This window comes from Kibdelosporangium persicum, assembly GCF_013280595.1.
Taxonomy (GTDB): domain Bacteria; phylum Actinomycetota; class Actinomycetes; order Mycobacteriales; family Pseudonocardiaceae; genus Kibdelosporangium; species Kibdelosporangium persicum.
Map to the genome: position 1 here is coordinate 109,298 of NZ_JAAATY010000023.1, position 16,062 is coordinate 125,359.

At 68.4% G+C, this 16,062-nt stretch carries 16 protein-coding genes; 11 read left to right on the forward strand and 5 right to left on the reverse strand.

Going from position 1 to position 16,062, the window contains the following annotated elements; genetic code table 11:
• The first annotated feature begins 28 nt into the window (after positions 1-28).
• Positions 29-880, forward strand: coding sequence for an LLM class F420-dependent oxidoreductase (locus tag GC106_RS32730; protein ID WP_173138596.1), 852 nt, complete (start codon positions 29-31; stop codon positions 878-880).
• A 32-nt stretch (positions 881-912) separates the two neighbouring features.
• On the opposite strand, the gene GC106_RS32735 is transcribed toward GC106_RS32730, so the two are convergent.
• Positions 913-2,061 carry a trans-sulfuration enzyme family protein gene (locus GC106_RS32735; RefSeq protein ID WP_173138598.1) on the reverse strand — a complete coding sequence of 383 codons (1,149 nt, stop codon included), beginning with the start codon at positions 2,059-2,061 and terminating at the stop codon, positions 913-915.
• 61 nt (positions 2,062-2,122) lie between these two features.
• On the opposite strand from GC106_RS32735, the gene GC106_RS32740 reads away from it, so the two are divergent.
• Positions 2,123-3,538: an aminotransferase-like domain-containing protein gene (locus GC106_RS32740; RefSeq protein ID WP_312873049.1), complete on the forward strand. Its 1,416-nt coding sequence runs from the start codon at positions 2,123-2,125 to the stop codon at positions 3,536-3,538.
• On the opposite strand, the gene GC106_RS48225 is transcribed toward GC106_RS32740, so the two are convergent.
• The 3 genes from GC106_RS48225 to GC106_RS32755 form a co-directional block, all read right to left on the reverse strand.
• Positions 3,519-6,494: a glycoside hydrolase family 2 TIM barrel-domain containing protein gene (locus tag GC106_RS48225; protein ID WP_246367406.1), complete on the reverse strand. Its 2,976-nt coding sequence runs from the start codon at positions 6,492-6,494 to the stop codon at positions 3,519-3,521. The genes GC106_RS32740 and GC106_RS48225 overlap by 20 nt on opposite strands.
• Positions 6,495-6,511: 17 nt before the next feature.
• The gene (locus tag GC106_RS32750; RefSeq protein WP_173138604.1) at positions 6,512-6,673 is read right to left on the reverse strand and encodes a hypothetical protein; all 162 of its coding nucleotides are present in this window, start codon (positions 6,671-6,673) and stop codon (positions 6,512-6,514) included.
• Positions 6,674-6,771: 98 nt separating this feature from the next.
• Complete coding sequence (locus tag GC106_RS32755; protein ID WP_173138606.1) at positions 6,772-7,761, reverse strand: LacI family DNA-binding transcriptional regulator; 990 nt, start codon at positions 7,759-7,761, stop codon at positions 6,772-6,774.
• A 100-nt stretch (positions 7,762-7,861) separates the two neighbouring features.
• On the opposite strand from GC106_RS32755, the gene GC106_RS32760 reads away from it, so the two are divergent.
• From GC106_RS32760 to GC106_RS32785, 6 genes are all read left to right on the forward strand, one after another.
• The gene (locus GC106_RS32760; protein WP_173138608.1) at positions 7,862-8,470 is read left to right on the forward strand and encodes a hypothetical protein; all 609 of its coding nucleotides are present in this window, start codon (positions 7,862-7,864) and stop codon (positions 8,468-8,470) included.
• Positions 8,440-9,159 (forward strand): fibronectin type III domain-containing protein, encoded by a 720-nt coding sequence (locus tag GC106_RS32765; RefSeq protein WP_173138610.1) that lies wholly within the window; start codon positions 8,440-8,442, stop codon positions 9,157-9,159. The genes GC106_RS32760 and GC106_RS32765 overlap by 31 nt, the downstream gene beginning before the upstream one ends.
• A gap of 9 nt (positions 9,160-9,168) precedes the next feature.
• Positions 9,169-9,567: a type III secretion system chaperone family protein gene (locus tag GC106_RS32770; RefSeq protein ID WP_173138612.1), complete on the forward strand. Its 399-nt coding sequence runs from the start codon at positions 9,169-9,171 to the stop codon at positions 9,565-9,567.
• An 869-nt stretch (positions 9,568-10,436) separates the two neighbouring features.
• Positions 10,437-11,678, forward strand: a complete 1,242-nt coding sequence (locus GC106_RS32775) for an MFS transporter (protein WP_217281265.1) — start codon at positions 10,437-10,439, stop codon at positions 11,676-11,678.
• A gap of 13 nt (positions 11,679-11,691) precedes the next feature.
• Complete coding sequence (locus GC106_RS32780) at positions 11,692-12,579, forward strand: LysR family transcriptional regulator (RefSeq protein WP_173138615.1); 888 nt, start codon at positions 11,692-11,694, stop codon at positions 12,577-12,579.
• Between the two features lie 42 nt (positions 12,580-12,621).
• Complete coding sequence (locus tag GC106_RS32785) at positions 12,622-13,677, forward strand: tartrate dehydrogenase (RefSeq protein WP_173138616.1); 1,056 nt, start codon at positions 12,622-12,624, stop codon at positions 13,675-13,677.
• A gap of 15 nt (positions 13,678-13,692) precedes the next feature.
• Here the strand turns inward: GC106_RS32785 and GC106_RS32790 are convergent, their stop codons facing one another.
• Positions 13,693-14,043, reverse strand: coding sequence for a YybH family protein (locus GC106_RS32790; protein ID WP_173138618.1), 351 nt, complete (start codon positions 14,041-14,043; stop codon positions 13,693-13,695).
• A 70-nt stretch (positions 14,044-14,113) separates the two neighbouring features.
• Here GC106_RS32790 and GC106_RS32795 point away from each other — a divergent pair, with 70 nt between their 5' ends.
• From GC106_RS32795 to GC106_RS32805, 3 genes are all read left to right on the forward strand, one after another.
• The gene (locus tag GC106_RS32795) at positions 14,114-14,977 is read left to right on the forward strand and encodes a LysR family transcriptional regulator (protein ID WP_173138620.1); all 864 of its coding nucleotides are present in this window, start codon (positions 14,114-14,116) and stop codon (positions 14,975-14,977) included.
• Between the two features lie 10 nt (positions 14,978-14,987).
• Positions 14,988-15,275 carry a MarR family transcriptional regulator gene (locus tag GC106_RS32800; protein WP_173138623.1) on the forward strand — a complete coding sequence of 96 codons (288 nt, stop codon included), beginning with the start codon at positions 14,988-14,990 and terminating at the stop codon, positions 15,273-15,275.
• A 108-nt stretch (positions 15,276-15,383) separates the two neighbouring features.
• Entirely contained in the window at positions 15,384-16,052 is a 669-nt protein-coding gene (locus GC106_RS32805) for a hypothetical protein (RefSeq protein ID WP_173138625.1), read from the forward strand.
• Positions 16,053-16,062 lie beyond the last annotated feature (10 nt).

Genomic DNA, 16,062 nt, shown 5'->3' on the forward strand with positions numbered 1-16,062 from the left:
CTGAAACGTGTTCTAATACTGTGCTGGTGTGCGGTACGGAATAGTCCTGTTCACCAGTGACCGTGGCATCGCGCCCGCGGCGGCGGCGGCTGCCGCCGAGCGGGCCGGTCTCGACTCCTTCTACGTGCCGGAGCACACGCACATCCCGATCAAACGGGAGTCGCCGCATCCGCACACCGGTGACTCGTCGCTGCCCGACGACCGGTACATGCGCACCCTCGATCCCTGGGTGGCGCTCGCGACGGCCGCATCGGTCACCACACGCATCAGGCTCGCCACGGCTGTGGCGCTGCCGGTGGAGAGCGATCCGATCACGCTGGCCAAAACCGTCGCCAGCCTTGATCATCTGTCCGGTGGCCGGGTCACGCTGGGCGCCGGGTTCGGCTGGAACGTGGACGAACTGTCCGATCACGGTGTCCCCGGCGGGAAACGCCGGACCGTGCTGCGCGAGTACCTCGAAGCGATGCGTGCACTGTGGACGGACGAGGAGGCGAGCTACGCGGGTGAGTTCGTGTCCTTCGGGCCCAGCTGGGCGTGGCCGAAACCCGTCCAGTCGCGGATTCCGGTGCTGATCGGGGCGGGTGGCACCGAGAAGACCTTCCGCTGGATCGTGCGCTCGGCCGACGGCTGGATCACCACGCCCTATGAGGTGGACATCACCGACCAGGTCGTCCTGCTGCGCAAGATGTGGCGTGACGCCGGGCGGCACGGTACTCCGCAGGTCGTCGCGCTGGGCGGGCGGCCGGACCCGGACAGGGTGGCGCACCTGGCTTCCATCGGCGTGACCGAAGTGGTGTTCGGCCTGCCCGACCGGGACGCGCCCGCCGTGGAGTCGTGGATCGGCCGCCTCGGCGAGCGGCTGGCCCTCCACCCCTCGTGAGTGTTTGTCCGGGTTCTAACCCCGATAAACACTCACGAGCGGTCAAGTGCCTGGTCGATGTCGTCCCAGAGGTCCTCCGGGTGCTCGACACCCACGGCGATGCGGACCATGTCCTGGCTGACCCCGGCCTGCTGGAGGGCTTCGGCGTCCAGATGCCGGTGTGACGTGGTCGCCGGATGCATCACGATGGTTTCCGTACCGCCCAGGGAAGGAGCGTTCAGGATCAGGGCCAGGTCGCCCATGAACCGCTGTGCGAAGGGGATTTCCATGGCGAAGGTGGCACCGTAACCGCTCAGCAGCTTCGTCGCCCGGTCATGACTCGGATGGGACGGCAGGCCAGGGAAGTGCACGGCGGACACCGCCGGGTGCGCGGCCATCCGTTCGGCCAGCAGTCCCGCGGTCGAGCATTGCCTGCTCAGCCTGAGCGGCAACGTCTTCAGGCCCCGGATGATCAGCCACGCGGCGAACGGATCGGCGATCACCCCGAGCTTGACCGCGTGCTGCCAGGCGCGCAGGTGGAGGTCGTCGTTCGCGAAAACGGCCACACCACCGACGACGTCGTGGTGCCCGCCCAGGTATTTGGTCGCCGAGTGGACCACGACGTCGGCGCCGTGCTCGATCGGACGGCACAACAGGGGTGTGGCGAACGTGTTGTCGACGACCGTGACCACGCCGTGCCGCCTGGCCTCGGCGGCCAGTGCGGGCAGATCAGGCACGTGACCGATCGGGTTGGCGATGGTCTCCAGGTACAGCAGCTTGGTCGTGGGCCGGATCGCGGCGGTGACCTCGGCGGAGTCGACCCCCTCGATATAAGTGACCGCTACGTTGCATCGTTCGATCAGGTCGTTGAAGACCGCGACGGTACCGCCGTACAGCGCTTTCTGTGCGATTACGTGGTCTCCATGCCGCAGGGTCGCGTGCAGCACGGCGTTGATCGCACCGGTTCCGGACGCCGTGACCAGCGCGTTCACTCCGCCCTCCAACTCGGCCATGGCTTCTTCGAGCGCGCGGTTGGTCGGGTTGCTGTACCCGCTGTAGACGAACTGGCCAGGCGTTGTCATCGCCTCCGCGACCTGCTGCGGGCCGTCGAACACGAAGTTGGCCGTCTGGTAGAGCGGTACGGCCATGGGCTGACCTGGGCTGGGGGCGACGATTCGGGCCGCGCGGGTCTCTCGGTGCATGATCACGAGTCTGTCCGAGAAATTGGACCTATGGCAGAGCCAATCTGGCAGAATTGGTTTGGTGACGACGCCGGATGACCTGGTGACCCGGCTCGGCCGTTGGTCGGCCGGCCGTGGCCCGCTGTACCTGCTGCTCGCCGGGCGGATCCGGCGCCTGATCGACGACGGCGAGCTGCCACCCGGCTCGCCGCTGCCGCCCGATCGCACGCTGGCCGCGGCACTGGCGGTCGGCCGCACGACCGTTGTGTCCGCGTACGACCTGCTGACGCAGGAAGGGAAGATCGTCCGGAGGCAGGGCAGCGGGACGAAGGTCGCCCCGGCGGCGCTGCGCCCCGACCGTCCGGCGGACGCCGCGAACCCGTTGTTCATGCATTTGCTGGAGCCCCTGGACAAGATCGTCCAGTTGACGTGCGCGGCGCCGAACGTGATGCCGGCCGCGGTGACCGAGGCGTACACCAAGGCCCTGTCGGTCGAGGTCACCGACGACATCGGCTACCACCCGCTCGGCTACTCCGAACTGCGCTGCGCGATCGCCGGCCGGTTCACCGCACGCGGCCTGCCCACCGGCCCCGGGCAGATCCTGGTCACCACCGGTGCTCAGCAAGCGTTGGCGTTGCTGGCCAGGCTCTTCGTCTCACCCGGTGACAAGGTGGTGGTCGAGCGGCCGACGTATCCCGGCGCCCTCGAAGCGTTCCGCGAGTCCACAGCGGACTTCGTGCCCGTGCCGCACGGTGACGCCGACGCGTTGAGCCACGCGATGCGGGAACGACCGGCGGCTGTGTACGTGATCCCGACGCACCACAACCCGACCGGCTCGGTCATGTCGCCATTGACGCGTCAACGCCTCGCCGGGGAGGCGGTGGACCGGGGTGTCCGGCTGATCGAGGACGAAGTGCTGGCCGATCTGAGCTTCGACGGTGACCTGCCGCTGCCGATCGCGGCCTATGGCCCGGCGGTGACGATCGGCTCGCTGAGCAAGGTCATCTGGGGCGGATTGCGGATCGGCTGGGTCCGTGCGTCCGAGTCGGTGATCATGCGACTCGCCCGGCTCAAGGCCGTGCACGACCTTGGCAGCAACTACATCGGGCAGGTCGCCGCGGTGTCCCTGGTGTCTTCTTTGGAGTCTCTGCGCGCTGCGCGATCGTCGGCATTGCGGGCGCAACACGCTCAGTTGTGCACGTCACTGCGGGAGCACCTGCCCGAATGGGAGTTCACTCCGGCATCGGGTGGCCAGAGCCTGTGGGTCAAACTTCCTTACGGGGACGCGATTTCCTACGCCCAGTTGGCGCTTCGGCACGGGGTGGCGGTGCTGCCCGGCGGGTCGTTGGACGCCACCGGGGCCAGCACTCAGTATCTGCGCATCCCTTTCCTGGAGACGGCTCCCGTCCTCGCCACGGCCGTGGTGCAACTCGCGAAGGCATGGCGCGAGTACGTTCCCGGCACGGCTTCGGCCTCGCTCACGACCCTAGTCGTGTGAACGTCAGCTCGATGCTGGCCTTGTGCGCGTGCAGTTGGTACTGCGGGAGCACGCCGGGCCCGCATGACGCGGTGCCGAGACCGTTCTGCGCGATGTCCAGGTTCAGGTGGACCCACTCGCTCGGTTCCAGATCGGTGGTGTGTGTGGCGGCGTCCAGGTCTTCGGATGTCCACCGCCTGGCCGTGAACTCGAACGTCGGCACGCCGTCGATCCTGATGCCCCGGCCGGTGCCGTCGGTGATCTCGGCCCATCTGACTTCAGTCCGGTTGCCGTTCTCCTGCGGGAAGACGTACGGCGTCTGCATCTCGTCCACTGTGTACTTGAACCGGCCGGCCACGGCTGCCTGCCTGCTGTCCGCGTAGGCCTCGTCCGGGCCTTTGCCGAACCATTCGACGTTCCCGTATTCCTGAGGCAGGGCCATCCGGAGGCCGAGCCTGGGTAGTGTGCACGGCCATTCGCCGTCTGGTTCGATGTCCACCTTGAGATGCAGGACGTCGTCGTCGCCGGTCCACTCGTAGGTGACGAACATGCCGAAGGCTCTCGCGGGCGGTGCCACCCGGGTTTTCAGCAAGCCGCCTTCGGCGCTGATCACGCGGTGCTGCAACCGATGCAACCCGGCTTTGCGCCACTCGGCCTCGTCCGACGGACGGTCGTTCTCGGTCGGCGCCCGCCAGAGATCGAGTTTCGGTGCTGTGATCGGGATTCCGCCGATGTGCCGCGGCACCTCCCGGGGCGGCTTGGTTTCGCGGCGCTGGGAGGCTTCTCGGACTTTGAGTTGTCCCCACGCGACCGGGTGATTCTTGTGGGCCCAGGCCGTGTCCTCGGCGAGCGACGCGGTCACCGTGACCCAGGATTCGCCGGTCGTTTCAGGAAGTTCCGGCAGATCGAGCACCATTTCCCGGCCGGGCTTCAGTTCCGGCGTCGTGAGCGTGCCGGACGCCACCTCGGCGCCTTCGTCCTCGAGCCGCCACGCGAACCTCAGCTGCTCCAGCCCGGAAAAGTCGTAACGGTTAGCCACCACAACCTTCACCCTGTCCACAGCCCCGCCCGAACCCTTCCCCCCGCGCCCCATCCCCGATACGCTGGATGCGGGGCGCCCCCCGGGAAGGGCGGGGGCTGCGTTGGCGGGCGCAGCGTTCGCGGGGGCTGGGTTTGTAGGGGCTGCGTTCGCGGGGAAGCGCCGGAATCCGACCTGATCAGGCAGGCGTTCGGCCTGCTGGCCACCGGTCTCGACACCGTCGGCGGGGACAGTGCCGGTGTCGGCCAAGGCCGTGATGCGGACCGGCTCGCAGATCTTCTTCAGTTCGTGCAGGCCGGGCGAAGGCGTGCGGTCGGGGAACAGCAGGCCGTCGATCACAAAACTGCCGTCGTGGATCGTCTCCCCGAAGTCACCGCCGTAGGCGAAGTAAGGCCGACCCGCGGCATCGACCTGGCGAATGCCGTGATCGAGCCATTCCCAGATGAAACCACCCTGGCACCGCGGGTACTTCTCGAACAGTTCGCGGTACTCCAGCAAACCACCAGGCCCGTTGCCCATGGCGTGCGCGTACTCGCACAGGATGAACGGCATCGAAGTCGTACGGCCGATCTCGTCGACCTCGGCGTGTGAGGCGTACATCCGGCTGTATACGTCGACGTATTCGCAAGCGGCGTCGCCTTCGTAGTGCACGGGCCGGGTCCGGTCGCGGGTACGGGTCCACGAAGCCATGGCGGCGAGGTTGCGGCCGGTGTGAGCTTCGTTGCCGAGCGACCACATGATGATGCTCGGGTGGTTCTTGTCCCGTTCGACCATGCGGGCCATGCGGTCGAGGTACGCCGCTTCCCACCGCGGGTCGTCGCTGGGGTTGCGTTCCCAGCCGACCTCGGTGAAGCCGTGGGTTTCCAGGTCGCATTCGTCGATCACCCACAGCCCGTACTCGTCGCACAGGTCGAGGAAGGCCGGGTGCGGCGGGTAGTGCGAGGTGCGGACGGCGTTGATGTTGTGCTGTTTCATCAGCAGTACGTCGGCCAGCGCGGTTTCGTACGGCACAGCGCGGCCCAGGGACGGGTGGTGTTCGTGCCGGTTGACGCCCTTCAGCAGGATGCGTGTGCCGTTGACCTTGAGCTGACCGTCCTCAATGGTCACTGTGCGGAAGCCGATCCGCACCGGCACGCGCTCGTGGTCGGAGGCCAGGTAACCGTCGTACAGCCGGGGGATTTCGGCTGTCCACGGCTCCACGACGCCCGCGTCGATCGGCGAGTCGACCGATGCCCGGAGAATGCCCAACTCCGGTACGGAAAGCCATGCGGGTCCGTCCACAGAGACCCGGATCTGGCCTTGGCCGGTGGTGTGGTCGTAGTCGGCGCGCAGCCAGAAGTCCGCAATGCCGCCCACCGGTCTGGCGAGCAGCGTGACGTCGCGGAAGATCCCGGACAGCCACCACATGTCCTGGTCCTCCAGGTAACTCCCGGAAGACCACTGGTGTACGCGGACCGCGAGCACATTGGTGCCTACACGCAGCACATGCGAGACGTCGAACTCGACAGGCAAGCGGCTTCCGCGCGTGACACCCAACTCAATGCCGTTGAGCCAAACGCGGCCGCACGAGTCGATGCCGTCGAACCGAAGGACCGCGGGCTGCGTGAGCCAGGACGCCGGGAGATCGAACGTGAGCCGGTAGTCACCGGTCGGGTTGTCCGACGGAACGTATGGCGGGTCCACCGGGAACGGGTACTGCACGTTCGTGTACGCGGGCTTGCCGAAGCCGTGCATCTGCCAGTTCGACGGAACGGCCACTGTGGACCACGCCGAATCGTCGAACGAGTCCTGCTCGACGCCCGCGGGCGCGTCGTCCGGGGTGGGGGAGAGGTGGAAGCGCCAGTTCCCGTTGAGGCTCAAGGAAGGCGCGTCCGAGGCGAAGGCCGAACGCGGTGGCAGGGCGCCGTACCCCGGGGATACGTCGTCGATGTAGGACATGCTCACCTTTCACCCCTTCACCGCTCCCGCGGCGACGTTCCGGACGACTTGCCGTGCCCGAACAGGAACACGATCAGCAACGGGATGACCGCCAATCGACCGCCAATCACCGTCCCGGTCATCACGGGGCCGCAGCGCCGCCCCTGCTCTGGGCAGGAATCCCCGTCGGTCCACGGCACTCGATCACCTCTGGCCCCTGTTTCCGTCCGCTCCGTGACCGGTCACGTGAACGGTCACATGCGCGAGTCTGAAACGCGTCGAGCCCTGATGTCAAGGATCAGGCGGATCCGCGCAGCAGGAACGTGGCCCGGACGGTCGCCACCTCCGGCTTGACGCCGTCGAGCAACTGCCCGACCTGGTCGATGGCGATCGCGCCGACCCGGCGGGTGTCGATCCGGACGCTGGACAGCGGTGGTTCGACCATGGTGCCGATGGCCAGCCCGTCGAAGCCGATCACCGCGAAGTCGGCGGGCACCCGGCGGCCGAGCAGCCGCGCCTGGAACATCGCGCCGATCGCGATGACGTCGTTGTACGTGAAGATCGCGTCCAGGTCCGGGTGCTTCTCGAGCATGGCGGCCATGGCCCGCTGCCCGCCCTCGATCGACTGGGCGGCCGGCGTGACGAACGTCGGCAGGCCGTGCTCCCGCATCGCGTCGGCGTACCACGAGTACCGGACACTGGCCTCGCCGTGGTGATCGTGGTCGAGCATGCCGATCCGGCGCCTGCCGGACGCCGCCAGGTGCGCGATCGCGGCGTGCACGCCTTGCTCACCGTCCACCCGGATCTCGCCGAACCGGCCGGCGACGTCCGTACGTCCGATCTGGACCACCGGCATTCCGCTGGTGTACTGGTCGATCACCGGGCCGGGCTGGCTGAAGTAGCCGACCACGGCGTCCACCTGGGAGCCGAGCACGGCCAGAGTGGACAGTTCCTGCTCCTCGTCCTCGGCGGTGTCGTAGACGACGACATGCCAGTCCCGGCGCCGCGCGGCGGCCAGCGCACCCGCGGCGACCTCGGTGAAGTACGGGTTCAGCAGGTTCGGGATGACCAGCCCGACGGAGGTGCTGTCCTGCCGCACCAGACCGCGGGCGAACCGGCTCGGCCGGTAGCCCAGTCGCCGGGCGGTGTCCAGCACGCGCTGCTTGGTCGACGTGTCGATCTCGCCCTTGTCGTTCAGCGCCCGCGACACCGTCTGATAGGACACTCCGGCCGATTTGGCGACATCGCGGATCGTGATCCGTTTGCCTGGCTGCGGCCGGTCCGTCATGCGCCGACGTTAGCAGCACTCGCCATGCCGCTCTTGATTCGCGCGGATCGGTGCCCTTACGCTGTGGTTCCCGCCGCCTCTGGGAACCCTGCACCGGAGGATGTCTGTGGCACGAAAAATCCCCCTTGTCGCCGCCGTGCTCGCCAGCGCTGGCAGCCTAGCGCTGTCTGCCCCCGCGGCCACCGCGCAGGTCGAGACCGGACCCTGGACGTCGGTCAGCCCTGGGTACTCGGTCCAGCAACAGGGCTGCGGCACGGTCAGCGGACTGACCATGAGCCTCAGCTGCTCGTCCGCGAGCGGCGTTCAGCGCGCCGAGCGCCGCTATGACACCTACTGCGACGGAGTGCGCCAGTTCCAGGGCACGTTCCGGATCAACAGCATGAGCGGCAACAGGATCAGCCTGAAGCAGACCTTCGGGCCGTCGGACGCCGACTTCATGCTCGCCGTGGACAGCAGCCGCAGGCTGTACTCCGTGCGCAACGGCGGAGCCACCATCGCGCCGGCGGGCACCGCCGCGAACGGTGTGTCGGTGACCGTGAACACCGTGCACTCCGGTTCGGAGCACCGGATCTACATCAACGGTTCGTCGAGGCTCAAGTACGCGGGCCTGAGTGGTTGCCACTACGACAAGTTCGGCGCCTACCGCACCGACAGCGGTGCCGGGCCGATCTCGGTCACGTGGAGCAACATCAGGTTCTGGCGACGGTGATCAGGCACCTGGCAGCGGCGGTGTCGCTCGTGGTGCTGGCCGGTTGCTCGGCCGGTCCCACGGGCGATGCCCCGAACCTCACCGCGACCCTGTCGACACCGGTCGACGCCGAACTTTCCTGGCGTGTCGCGGACAAGGCCGCGGCGGGTCAGGTGGTCGAGTACAGCAACGCGGAGAACGGGCCGTACACGATCCTGGAGTTCCTCCCGCTGAGCCGGACCACCTACAAGCACGAGGACCTGATCCCGCAGACGAAGTTCTTCTACCGGGTGCGGCCGTACTACGGGACCGCGTCGCCTTCGGTCGAGCTGACCCTGCCGCCCGGCGAATTCGAGGAGAGCAAGGAATTCCAGGAGTGGTTGCTGCCGTCGACGCGTCCCGGCCCGCCCGCGCACGCGTCGGTCCGCGACGCCCGCGGCGCGCCGACGGACTTCACCGTGACGATGGTGAACCCCAACGGCGTCAAGCTCACGTGGACCGACCACACCACGGACGAAGAGGGCTTCCTGGTGGAGATCAAACCGGACGGGGCACCCGGCTTCAGCCTGGCGGCGATGGTGGACCCGAACGTGAACACCTACGGACTGGTCACCCAGCCGACGGAGAAGAAAGCGACATATCGGGTGCGCCCGTACCGGTTCGGCGAGCCGACCACCATCGCCGCCCTGACCACCGGCGGGAATCTGTAAGGTTCCCGCGTGGCAACGTGGAACGAACTGGCCGAGTACGTGCGGACCGAATACGAGATCGTGGCGGAGACGCCGGGCGAGATCCGGCTGCTGTACACCTTCGACGAGGACAGCGACCGCACCCAGGTGATGATCGTGGCGCGCGAGGAACTGGACCGCAAATACGAATGGGTCCAGATCGCCACGCCCCTCGGACTGGCGCGCGACGTGGACCTGCACGCACTGCTCGAGGCGATCGGCCACACGACGGTGTCGGGCGGCGCGGCGATCATGGGCGACCACATCGTGCTCAGGCACTCGCTGCCACTGGAGAACCTGGACATCAACGAGTTCACCGACCCACTGACGTTGATCGCGGGCGCCGCGGACGAACTCGAATCGGAATTCTTTGGCGGCGACGACTACTGATCGGCCATACTGCGGGCCATCGGTCACCTGCGAGAGGAGTCGAAGTGCGCAACGGCATCGGAACGATCACCGCTTCGACACGAGGGTTCTGAGCACTCACAGGCGTTTCGCACTCCCCAGTGCGGCTTTGTGCCTCGGCGCAACTCCACCGCCTGGTGCAGCTCCACCGCCCCCGTGCAACTCTCGCCGCTCCAGTACAGCCCCCACCACTCCCGGGGGGACGGCCCCGCTCCAGCCTACCGGCGGTGCAAGATCAACAGGAGCTTGGTGGTGCGCGATGGGGATAACCCGGCGGTTGTGGACAACTCGGCGTAGGTGATCTTCCGCCGGGCTGGGTTGTCGGTGCCCGTCGCTACGCTGGATTCCGGGGGCCGGAGGCCGCGGACGCCGTCGGCGATCAGCCGATGCCCGGACAGCCGAGCACCCGGTGCGCCGGGTTGAGCTGAGTGGGTCGGGGCTGGGCACCAGGCCGGGCTGGGCCGCCAGGGTTGAGCTAGGCACCGGGCTGATTTGGGACGCCGGGTTGAGCTAGGCACCGGGCTGAGTTGAGGTGCCGGGCTGAGTTGAGGTGCCAGGGGCCCGGTTAGGCACCGGGGCGAGCTCGGCACCGGGCCGATCTGGGGCGCCGGGTCGGGCTGGAGGCGCCAGGTCGGGCTGGGGCACCGGGTCGGGCTGGAGTGCCGGACCGAGTTGGGGTGCCGGGTCGGGCTGGGGTGCCGGGTCGGGCTGGGGTGCCGGGTCGAGCTGGGCACCGGGCTGAGGTGAGGCGCCGAATTGGGCTGGGCACCGGACCGAGTTGGGTGCCGGGTCGGGGCTGAGGCGCCCGGTCGGCTTGGGGCGTCGCGTCGGCGGCCGGGGTGAGCTCGCTCGTGTCGAAGCGGTCATTCGTCCATGCCCGTTTCGTCTTCGAGGAGTTCCCTTTGCGTGCCCGTATTCCGGCACGGTTCGACTTTCCCAAGCTGTGGGCTGCGTCGGCCGTGTCCAACATCGGTGACGGGGTGACCATGGCGGCGGGGCCGCTGCTGGTCGCTCACCTGACCCAGAATCCCGTCTGGGTGGCGGGAGCCGTGTTCGCGCAACAGCTGCCCTGGCTGTTGTTCGCCTTGGTCAGCGGTGCCTACGTTGACCGCGTCGACCGGCGCAGACTCGTCGTGGTGGTCAACGTCGTGAGAGGCCTGGCGCTCGCCGGGCTGGCCGCGGCGATCGCCACCGGCGTGGTGACGATCCCGATCGTCTACGCCACGTTTTTCCTGCTGGGGCTGGGGGAGACCGTGGCCGACACGGCCGCCGCCGCACTGCTGCCCGCGGTTGTCCCTTCGGACAAGCTGCCCGCGGCGAACGCGAAACTGATGGCCACCTTCACCATCAACAACCAGTTCGTCGCGAAACCCTTGGGTGCCTGGCTGTTCGCCACGTCGACGGCCCTGCCGTTCGCCTTCGACGCGGCGACGTTCCTGCTCGCGGCCGGCCTGCTGGCCAGGCTGAGCACAGGGCCCGGGAAACGGGAACCGGCGCACACCAGTCTGGGGAAGGACATCGTGGAAGGAGTTCGGTGGCTGAAGAACCACCGGGTGCTTCGCACTCTCGCGATCACCATGTGCGCAGCGAACGTGGTGTTCTGCGGTGCCTTCGCGGTGTTCGTTCTGTACGTCAGGCAACGGCTCGGCCTGGACGACCTGGGTTACGGGCTGTTGCTCACCACGTTCGCCATCGGCGGCCTGGCCGGAGCCGCGGCCGCACCTGGTCTGCAACGCAAGATCCCGGCCAGGATGCTGCTGAGGGCGGGGCTGGTCGTCGAGATCCTCACCCACCTCACCCTGGCAGCGTCGACGCGGTGGCCGATCGTGGCGGGAGTACTGGTCGTCTTCGGCGTGCACACGATGGTGTGGGGCGGCATCGTCCTGACGATCCGCCAGCGGACCGTGCCTGAGGGCCTGTTCGGCCGGGTGACCAGCGTGCATCTCCTGCTGGACTTCGGCGGTGCGGCGATCGGGTCGCTGCTCGGCGGGCTGTTCGCGAAGTCGCTCGGCATCACGGCGCCCTACTGGATCGCGGCGGGGGTGATGGTGCTGATCAGCGTGGCGGCCTGGCGGCCACTGCGCGCAGCCTGAATCATCGTCCAGTATGGACGCCAGGCAGTTGGAGTACTTTCTCGCGGTTGTCGACCACGGTGGGGTCAACCGGGCCGCGTCCGCGCTGTTCCTGACACAGCCGTCGCTGTCCCAGGCGATCCGGGCGCTGGAGCGTGATCTCGGGCAGGAGTTGTTCCACCGGGCCGGCCGCCGTCTGGTGCTCACCGACGCCGGGCGGGCGCTGGTCGAACCGGCACGTGACGTGATCAGGGGCCTGGCGGTCGCACGGGACAGTGTCTCGTCGGTCGCCGGGCTGGTCACCGGCCGGGTCGAGATCGCCTCGATGCCCTCCCAGGCGGTCGAGCCGCTCAGCGGGCTGATCAAGGCGTTCACCGAACGGCATCCCGGCCTGAAGGTCACGGTCCGGGCGGCGTTCACCGCGCCCGGCGTGATCGAGATGGTCCGCACCGGGGTCACCGAGCTCGGCCTGCTGGGCAGCAGCGAGCACCCCGCCGCGGCCGAGGTCGACCTCAGGCCGCTCAAGCGGCAGCGGTTCGTCGTGGTCGCGCCGAAGGGGTCGTTTCCCCGGCGGAAAGTGCTGAAACGCTCCGATCTGGACGGCCGGCGCGTGATCGTCGGGCAGACCGGCACGGGCATGCGGCGGCTCGTCGACGAGATGCGGGCCGACGGGATCGCGCTGACCGCGGTTGTCGAGTCCGAGCACCGCGAGTCGATCCTGCCGCTGGTGCTCGGCGGTGTCGGGCTGGCCGTGGTCACCGAGTCGTGGGCGCCGTTGGCCCGGCAGGCGGGCGCGGACGTGCTCGACCTCGAGCCGCCCGCGTACCTCAACATCCTGCTGGCCAGCCGCAAGGCGTGGCTCAGCCCCGCGGCCGACGCGTTCCTGCGAGTGATAGGCGCTGCCTATAGGTCCAGTCGTTGACGTCACTTGGACGTGGCACGCCGCAGGTGGTGCTATCGAACGATGAAGACGCACCGCATAGCGCTCATCCCCGGTGACGGCATCGGCCAGGAGGTGACGCCCGCGGCGTGCGCGATTCTGGACGCGGTGGGCAAACGCCACGGCTACGAGCTCAGCTACGACTCCTTCGACTGGTCGTGTGCCCGCTTCCTGAGCGAAGGCGCGATGATGCCCGCCGACGGCCTCGACCGGATCCGCCACCACGACGCGATCTTCCTCGGCGCGGTCGGAGATCCGAGTGTGGCCGACCACGTCTCGCTGTGGGGGCTGCTGATCCCGATCCGGCGCCGGTTCGGGCAGTACGTCAACCTCCGCCCGATCCGGGTGTTCGACGGGGTGCCGAGCCCGGTGCGGGCCGCCACGCCGGCGGTGGACTTCGTCGTGGTCAGGGAGAACGTCGAGGGGGAGTACAGCGAGATCGGCGGCCGGATGAACCGCGGCTTCGCCTCGGAGATGGCCGTCCAGGAGTCGGTGTTCACGCGGGCCGGGGTCACCAGGATCGCCGACTTCGCGTTCACGCTCGCCCAGGGCCGCCGCAAGCACGTGACCTCGGCGACGAAGTCGAACGGGATCGTGCACACGATGCCGTTCTGGGACGAGGTGGTCGCCGAACGAGCCGGCGAGTTCCCGGATGTCGCTTGGGCACAGGAGCACATCGACGCCCTGTGCGCGAAGGTCGTGCTCGATCCCGCCCGGTTCGACGTGATCGTCGCGTCCAACCTGTTCGGCGACATCCTGAGCGACCTGGCCGCGGCCGTCGCCGGCAGCATCGGCGTGGCCCCGGCCGCGAACCTCAACCCCGAGCGCGACTTCCCGTCGATGTTCGAGCCGGTGCACGGCTCGGCGCCGGACATCGCCGGCCAGGGCGTGGCCAACCCGGTCGGCATGGTCTGGACCGGCGCGATGATGCTGCGGCACCTCGGTCACCCGGAGGCGGCCGCGGAGATCGAGCAAGCGATCGCATCGATCTTCGCGACGACTCCGCTGCGCACCCGTGACCTCGGTGGCACGGCGTCCACGAAGGACTTCACGGACGCGTTGCTGGACGCCTTGCCGTGACCACGTGATGCCACGTCACCGGCTGGCTCGTTCGGGGCGGTCGAGGATACGCAGCCAGGTCCCGTCGGGCTGACGGCGTGCGACCTGAGTGCGCCCGCCTGTGCCGTCGGCGGGCACGGTGGCGGTCAGCGCGATGTCGCCGCAGATCAGAGTGGGCAACGGCTGTTCCACTGTGAACTGCGGCCGCGCGGCCACCAACTGCTGGAGCACCGCGCGGATCGCGTCCCTGCCGACGGTCGGATTGCCCGCGGGGAAGTCAAGGACGGCGTCCTCGGCGTACAACTGCGCCATGCTGTCGGCGTCGCCCGCGTTGGCGTATTCGACGAACAGGCGGGCCAGGTCTTCGGGGTGTGTTGCCTTCCGCATGACTCCAGCGTGCGCCCGGCTCAGCCATAAGTCCAAGAGCTGGTTCGTCTGACAGCTAGAATCAGCGGTTATGGAACTCCGGCAGCTGGCGTACTTCGTCGCCGTGGTGGAGGAGGCGAGTTTCACCAGGGCCGCCGAACGCATGCACGTGGCCCAGCCCGGTATCAGCGCGCAGATCCGCCAGCTGGAACGGGAGTTCGGCCATCAGTTGCTGGACCGTTCGGGCCGGACAGTCCGGGTCACCGAGATGGGTGCCGCGGTCCTGCCGCACGCCAGGGCGGCGTTGCGGGCGGTGGAGGGCGCGAAGCTCGCCGTCGACGAGCTCGCCGGACTGGTGCGTGGGCACGTCGCGGTCGGCATGGTCACGTCGCACAACGTGGACATCCCGACGCTGTTGGCCCGGTTCAACAACGACTACCCGGCCGTGCAGATCACGCTGGTCGAGGCGAACTCGGGCAAACTCGTCGACGACCTGCGCGGCGGCAGGCTGGACGTGGCGATCGTCGGCCTGGCGGCCGAGCTGCCGGGACTGGACCTGCACGTGCTGTCGGACGAGCGGCTGGTCGCCGCGGTCGGCCGCGACGATCCCCTCGCGAAGGCGAAGCGGATTCCGCTGGCGGACCTGCGGGACCGGTCGCTGATCTGTCTTCCTGACGGGACCGGCATCCGGGCCATCCTGGAGAACGCCTGTGCCGCGGCGGGTTTCCGGCCACGGGTGGCGTTCGAGGCCGGCACGCCGCCGGTGCTGGCCGAACTCGCCGCCCGCGGGCTGGGCATCGCGATCCTGCCGGAGTCACTCGTGCGCAACCGGCCTGACCTGCGTCCGATCGTGGTGACCGGAGCCGATCTGCGTGGCCGCCTGGCGTGGGCGTGGCGGGCCGACGGGCCGCTGAGCCCGGCCGCCAAGGCGTTCGTGGCGCATCTGCGCCGGTAGTTTGACCGCCATGAGGTGGTCACGTGCCGAGTTGCACCAGTCATCCGGGCTGACGCCCGCCGGTTACGAGATCCTCATGCTGCTCGCGGCGACCCCGGAACACCTGCTGTCCAGGCGGGAGCTGACCGAGGCCGTCGGCGCGAGCAGGCAACTGGTGTCCAAAACCCTTGCCGGGCTGGAACGACGGGGATTCGTCAAGCGCGGACGACGGCACGGGGAACCGGTCGTCAGACTGTCGACGCGGGGCTGGGCGTTCTGGTCCGAGGTGCACGGTCTGCACGGTCTGCACGAAGCGTAATTCGTCGGCGGGCGTGAGTTCCAGCGCCGCGCCGGGCCGATCTCGGCGGACGGCAGTGTGTCCTTCACCAGGCCGCACATTCCACCAGCGGCCATGGTTGGCTACGCCGTGACTGTTTACGACATCGCCCGCGAACTCCCGGACATCGAGACGCTCCGGAGGCGTTGCCGCGCGCTGGCCATGCTGTCGGCGATCTTCCAGCCGGACAACGACCACAGGTTCTACCGCTACACCGGAAAATGGCGCCCAGGGGCCGATGTGGCCACAATGGCGAGCGGCGGCGGTGATTCCTCCTGGGTCGTCTTCGAACCGGCCGGCGTGTACATCCAGGGGTTCGACCATGAGTCCGCCATGAGCCCGTACGCCGCCGACGAGATGGCCACCTGGCCGGGAGTGGTGGACTCGGTACCGGAGGTGTTCCGGAAATACCTGACCGAGCCGGCGTTTCTGCTGGACGGAGTACCCGCGGCGACCGCGTGTCTGTGGCGGGAGATCACCGACGACCAGTGGCGGACCGGGACGATCGAGTTCCCGGAGAGCGGATACGGCGATGTCGACGGCGCCGGCTACCTGTTCGGCATGCTGACCGGCTCCGCCGAGGACTGTCAGAACTGGGCAGGTGACTACTACGCGTACGAAGTAGACATAGATGCCGTTCGAGCCGTCCTTTCCTTACAGCCGCTGACTCCGGAACTCGTGGCGACGCTCAACCCGGAGGCCGACCTTGCCGTTCTCGGTAAGGACGTCGACGCGATCGGATACCCGCGCCACCCCTGAGGGTGACGCG

Coding starts and splice junctions, on each gene's coding strand:
- GC106_RS32780 (WP_173138615.1), top strand. CDS start 11,692: ATGGACGCCAGGCAGTTGGAGTACTTTCTCGCGGTTGTCGACCACGGT.
- GC106_RS32785 (WP_173138616.1), top strand. CDS start 12,622: ATGAAGACGCACCGCATAGCGCTCATCCCCGGTGACGGCATCGGCCAG.
- GC106_RS32755 (WP_173138606.1), bottom strand. CDS start 7,761: ATGACGGACCGGCCGCAGCCAGGCAAACGGATCACGATCCGCGATGTC.
- GC106_RS32795 (WP_173138620.1), top strand. CDS start 14,114: ATGGAACTCCGGCAGCTGGCGTACTTCGTCGCCGTGGTGGAGGAGGCG.
- GC106_RS48225 (WP_246367406.1), bottom strand. CDS start 6,494: ATGTCCTACATCGACGACGTATCCCCGGGGTACGGCGCCCTGCCACCG.
- GC106_RS32735 (WP_173138598.1), bottom strand. CDS start 2,061: ATGCACCGAGAGACCCGCGCGGCCCGAATCGTCGCCCCCAGCCCAGGT.
- GC106_RS32800 (WP_173138623.1), top strand. CDS start 14,988: ATGAGGTGGTCACGTGCCGAGTTGCACCAGTCATCCGGGCTGACGCCC.
- GC106_RS32790 (WP_173138618.1), bottom strand. CDS start 14,043: ATGCGGAAGGCAACACACCCCGAAGACCTGGCCCGCCTGTTCGTCGAA.
- GC106_RS32760 (WP_173138608.1), top strand. CDS start 7,862: ATGTCTGTGGCACGAAAAATCCCCCTTGTCGCCGCCGTGCTCGCCAGC.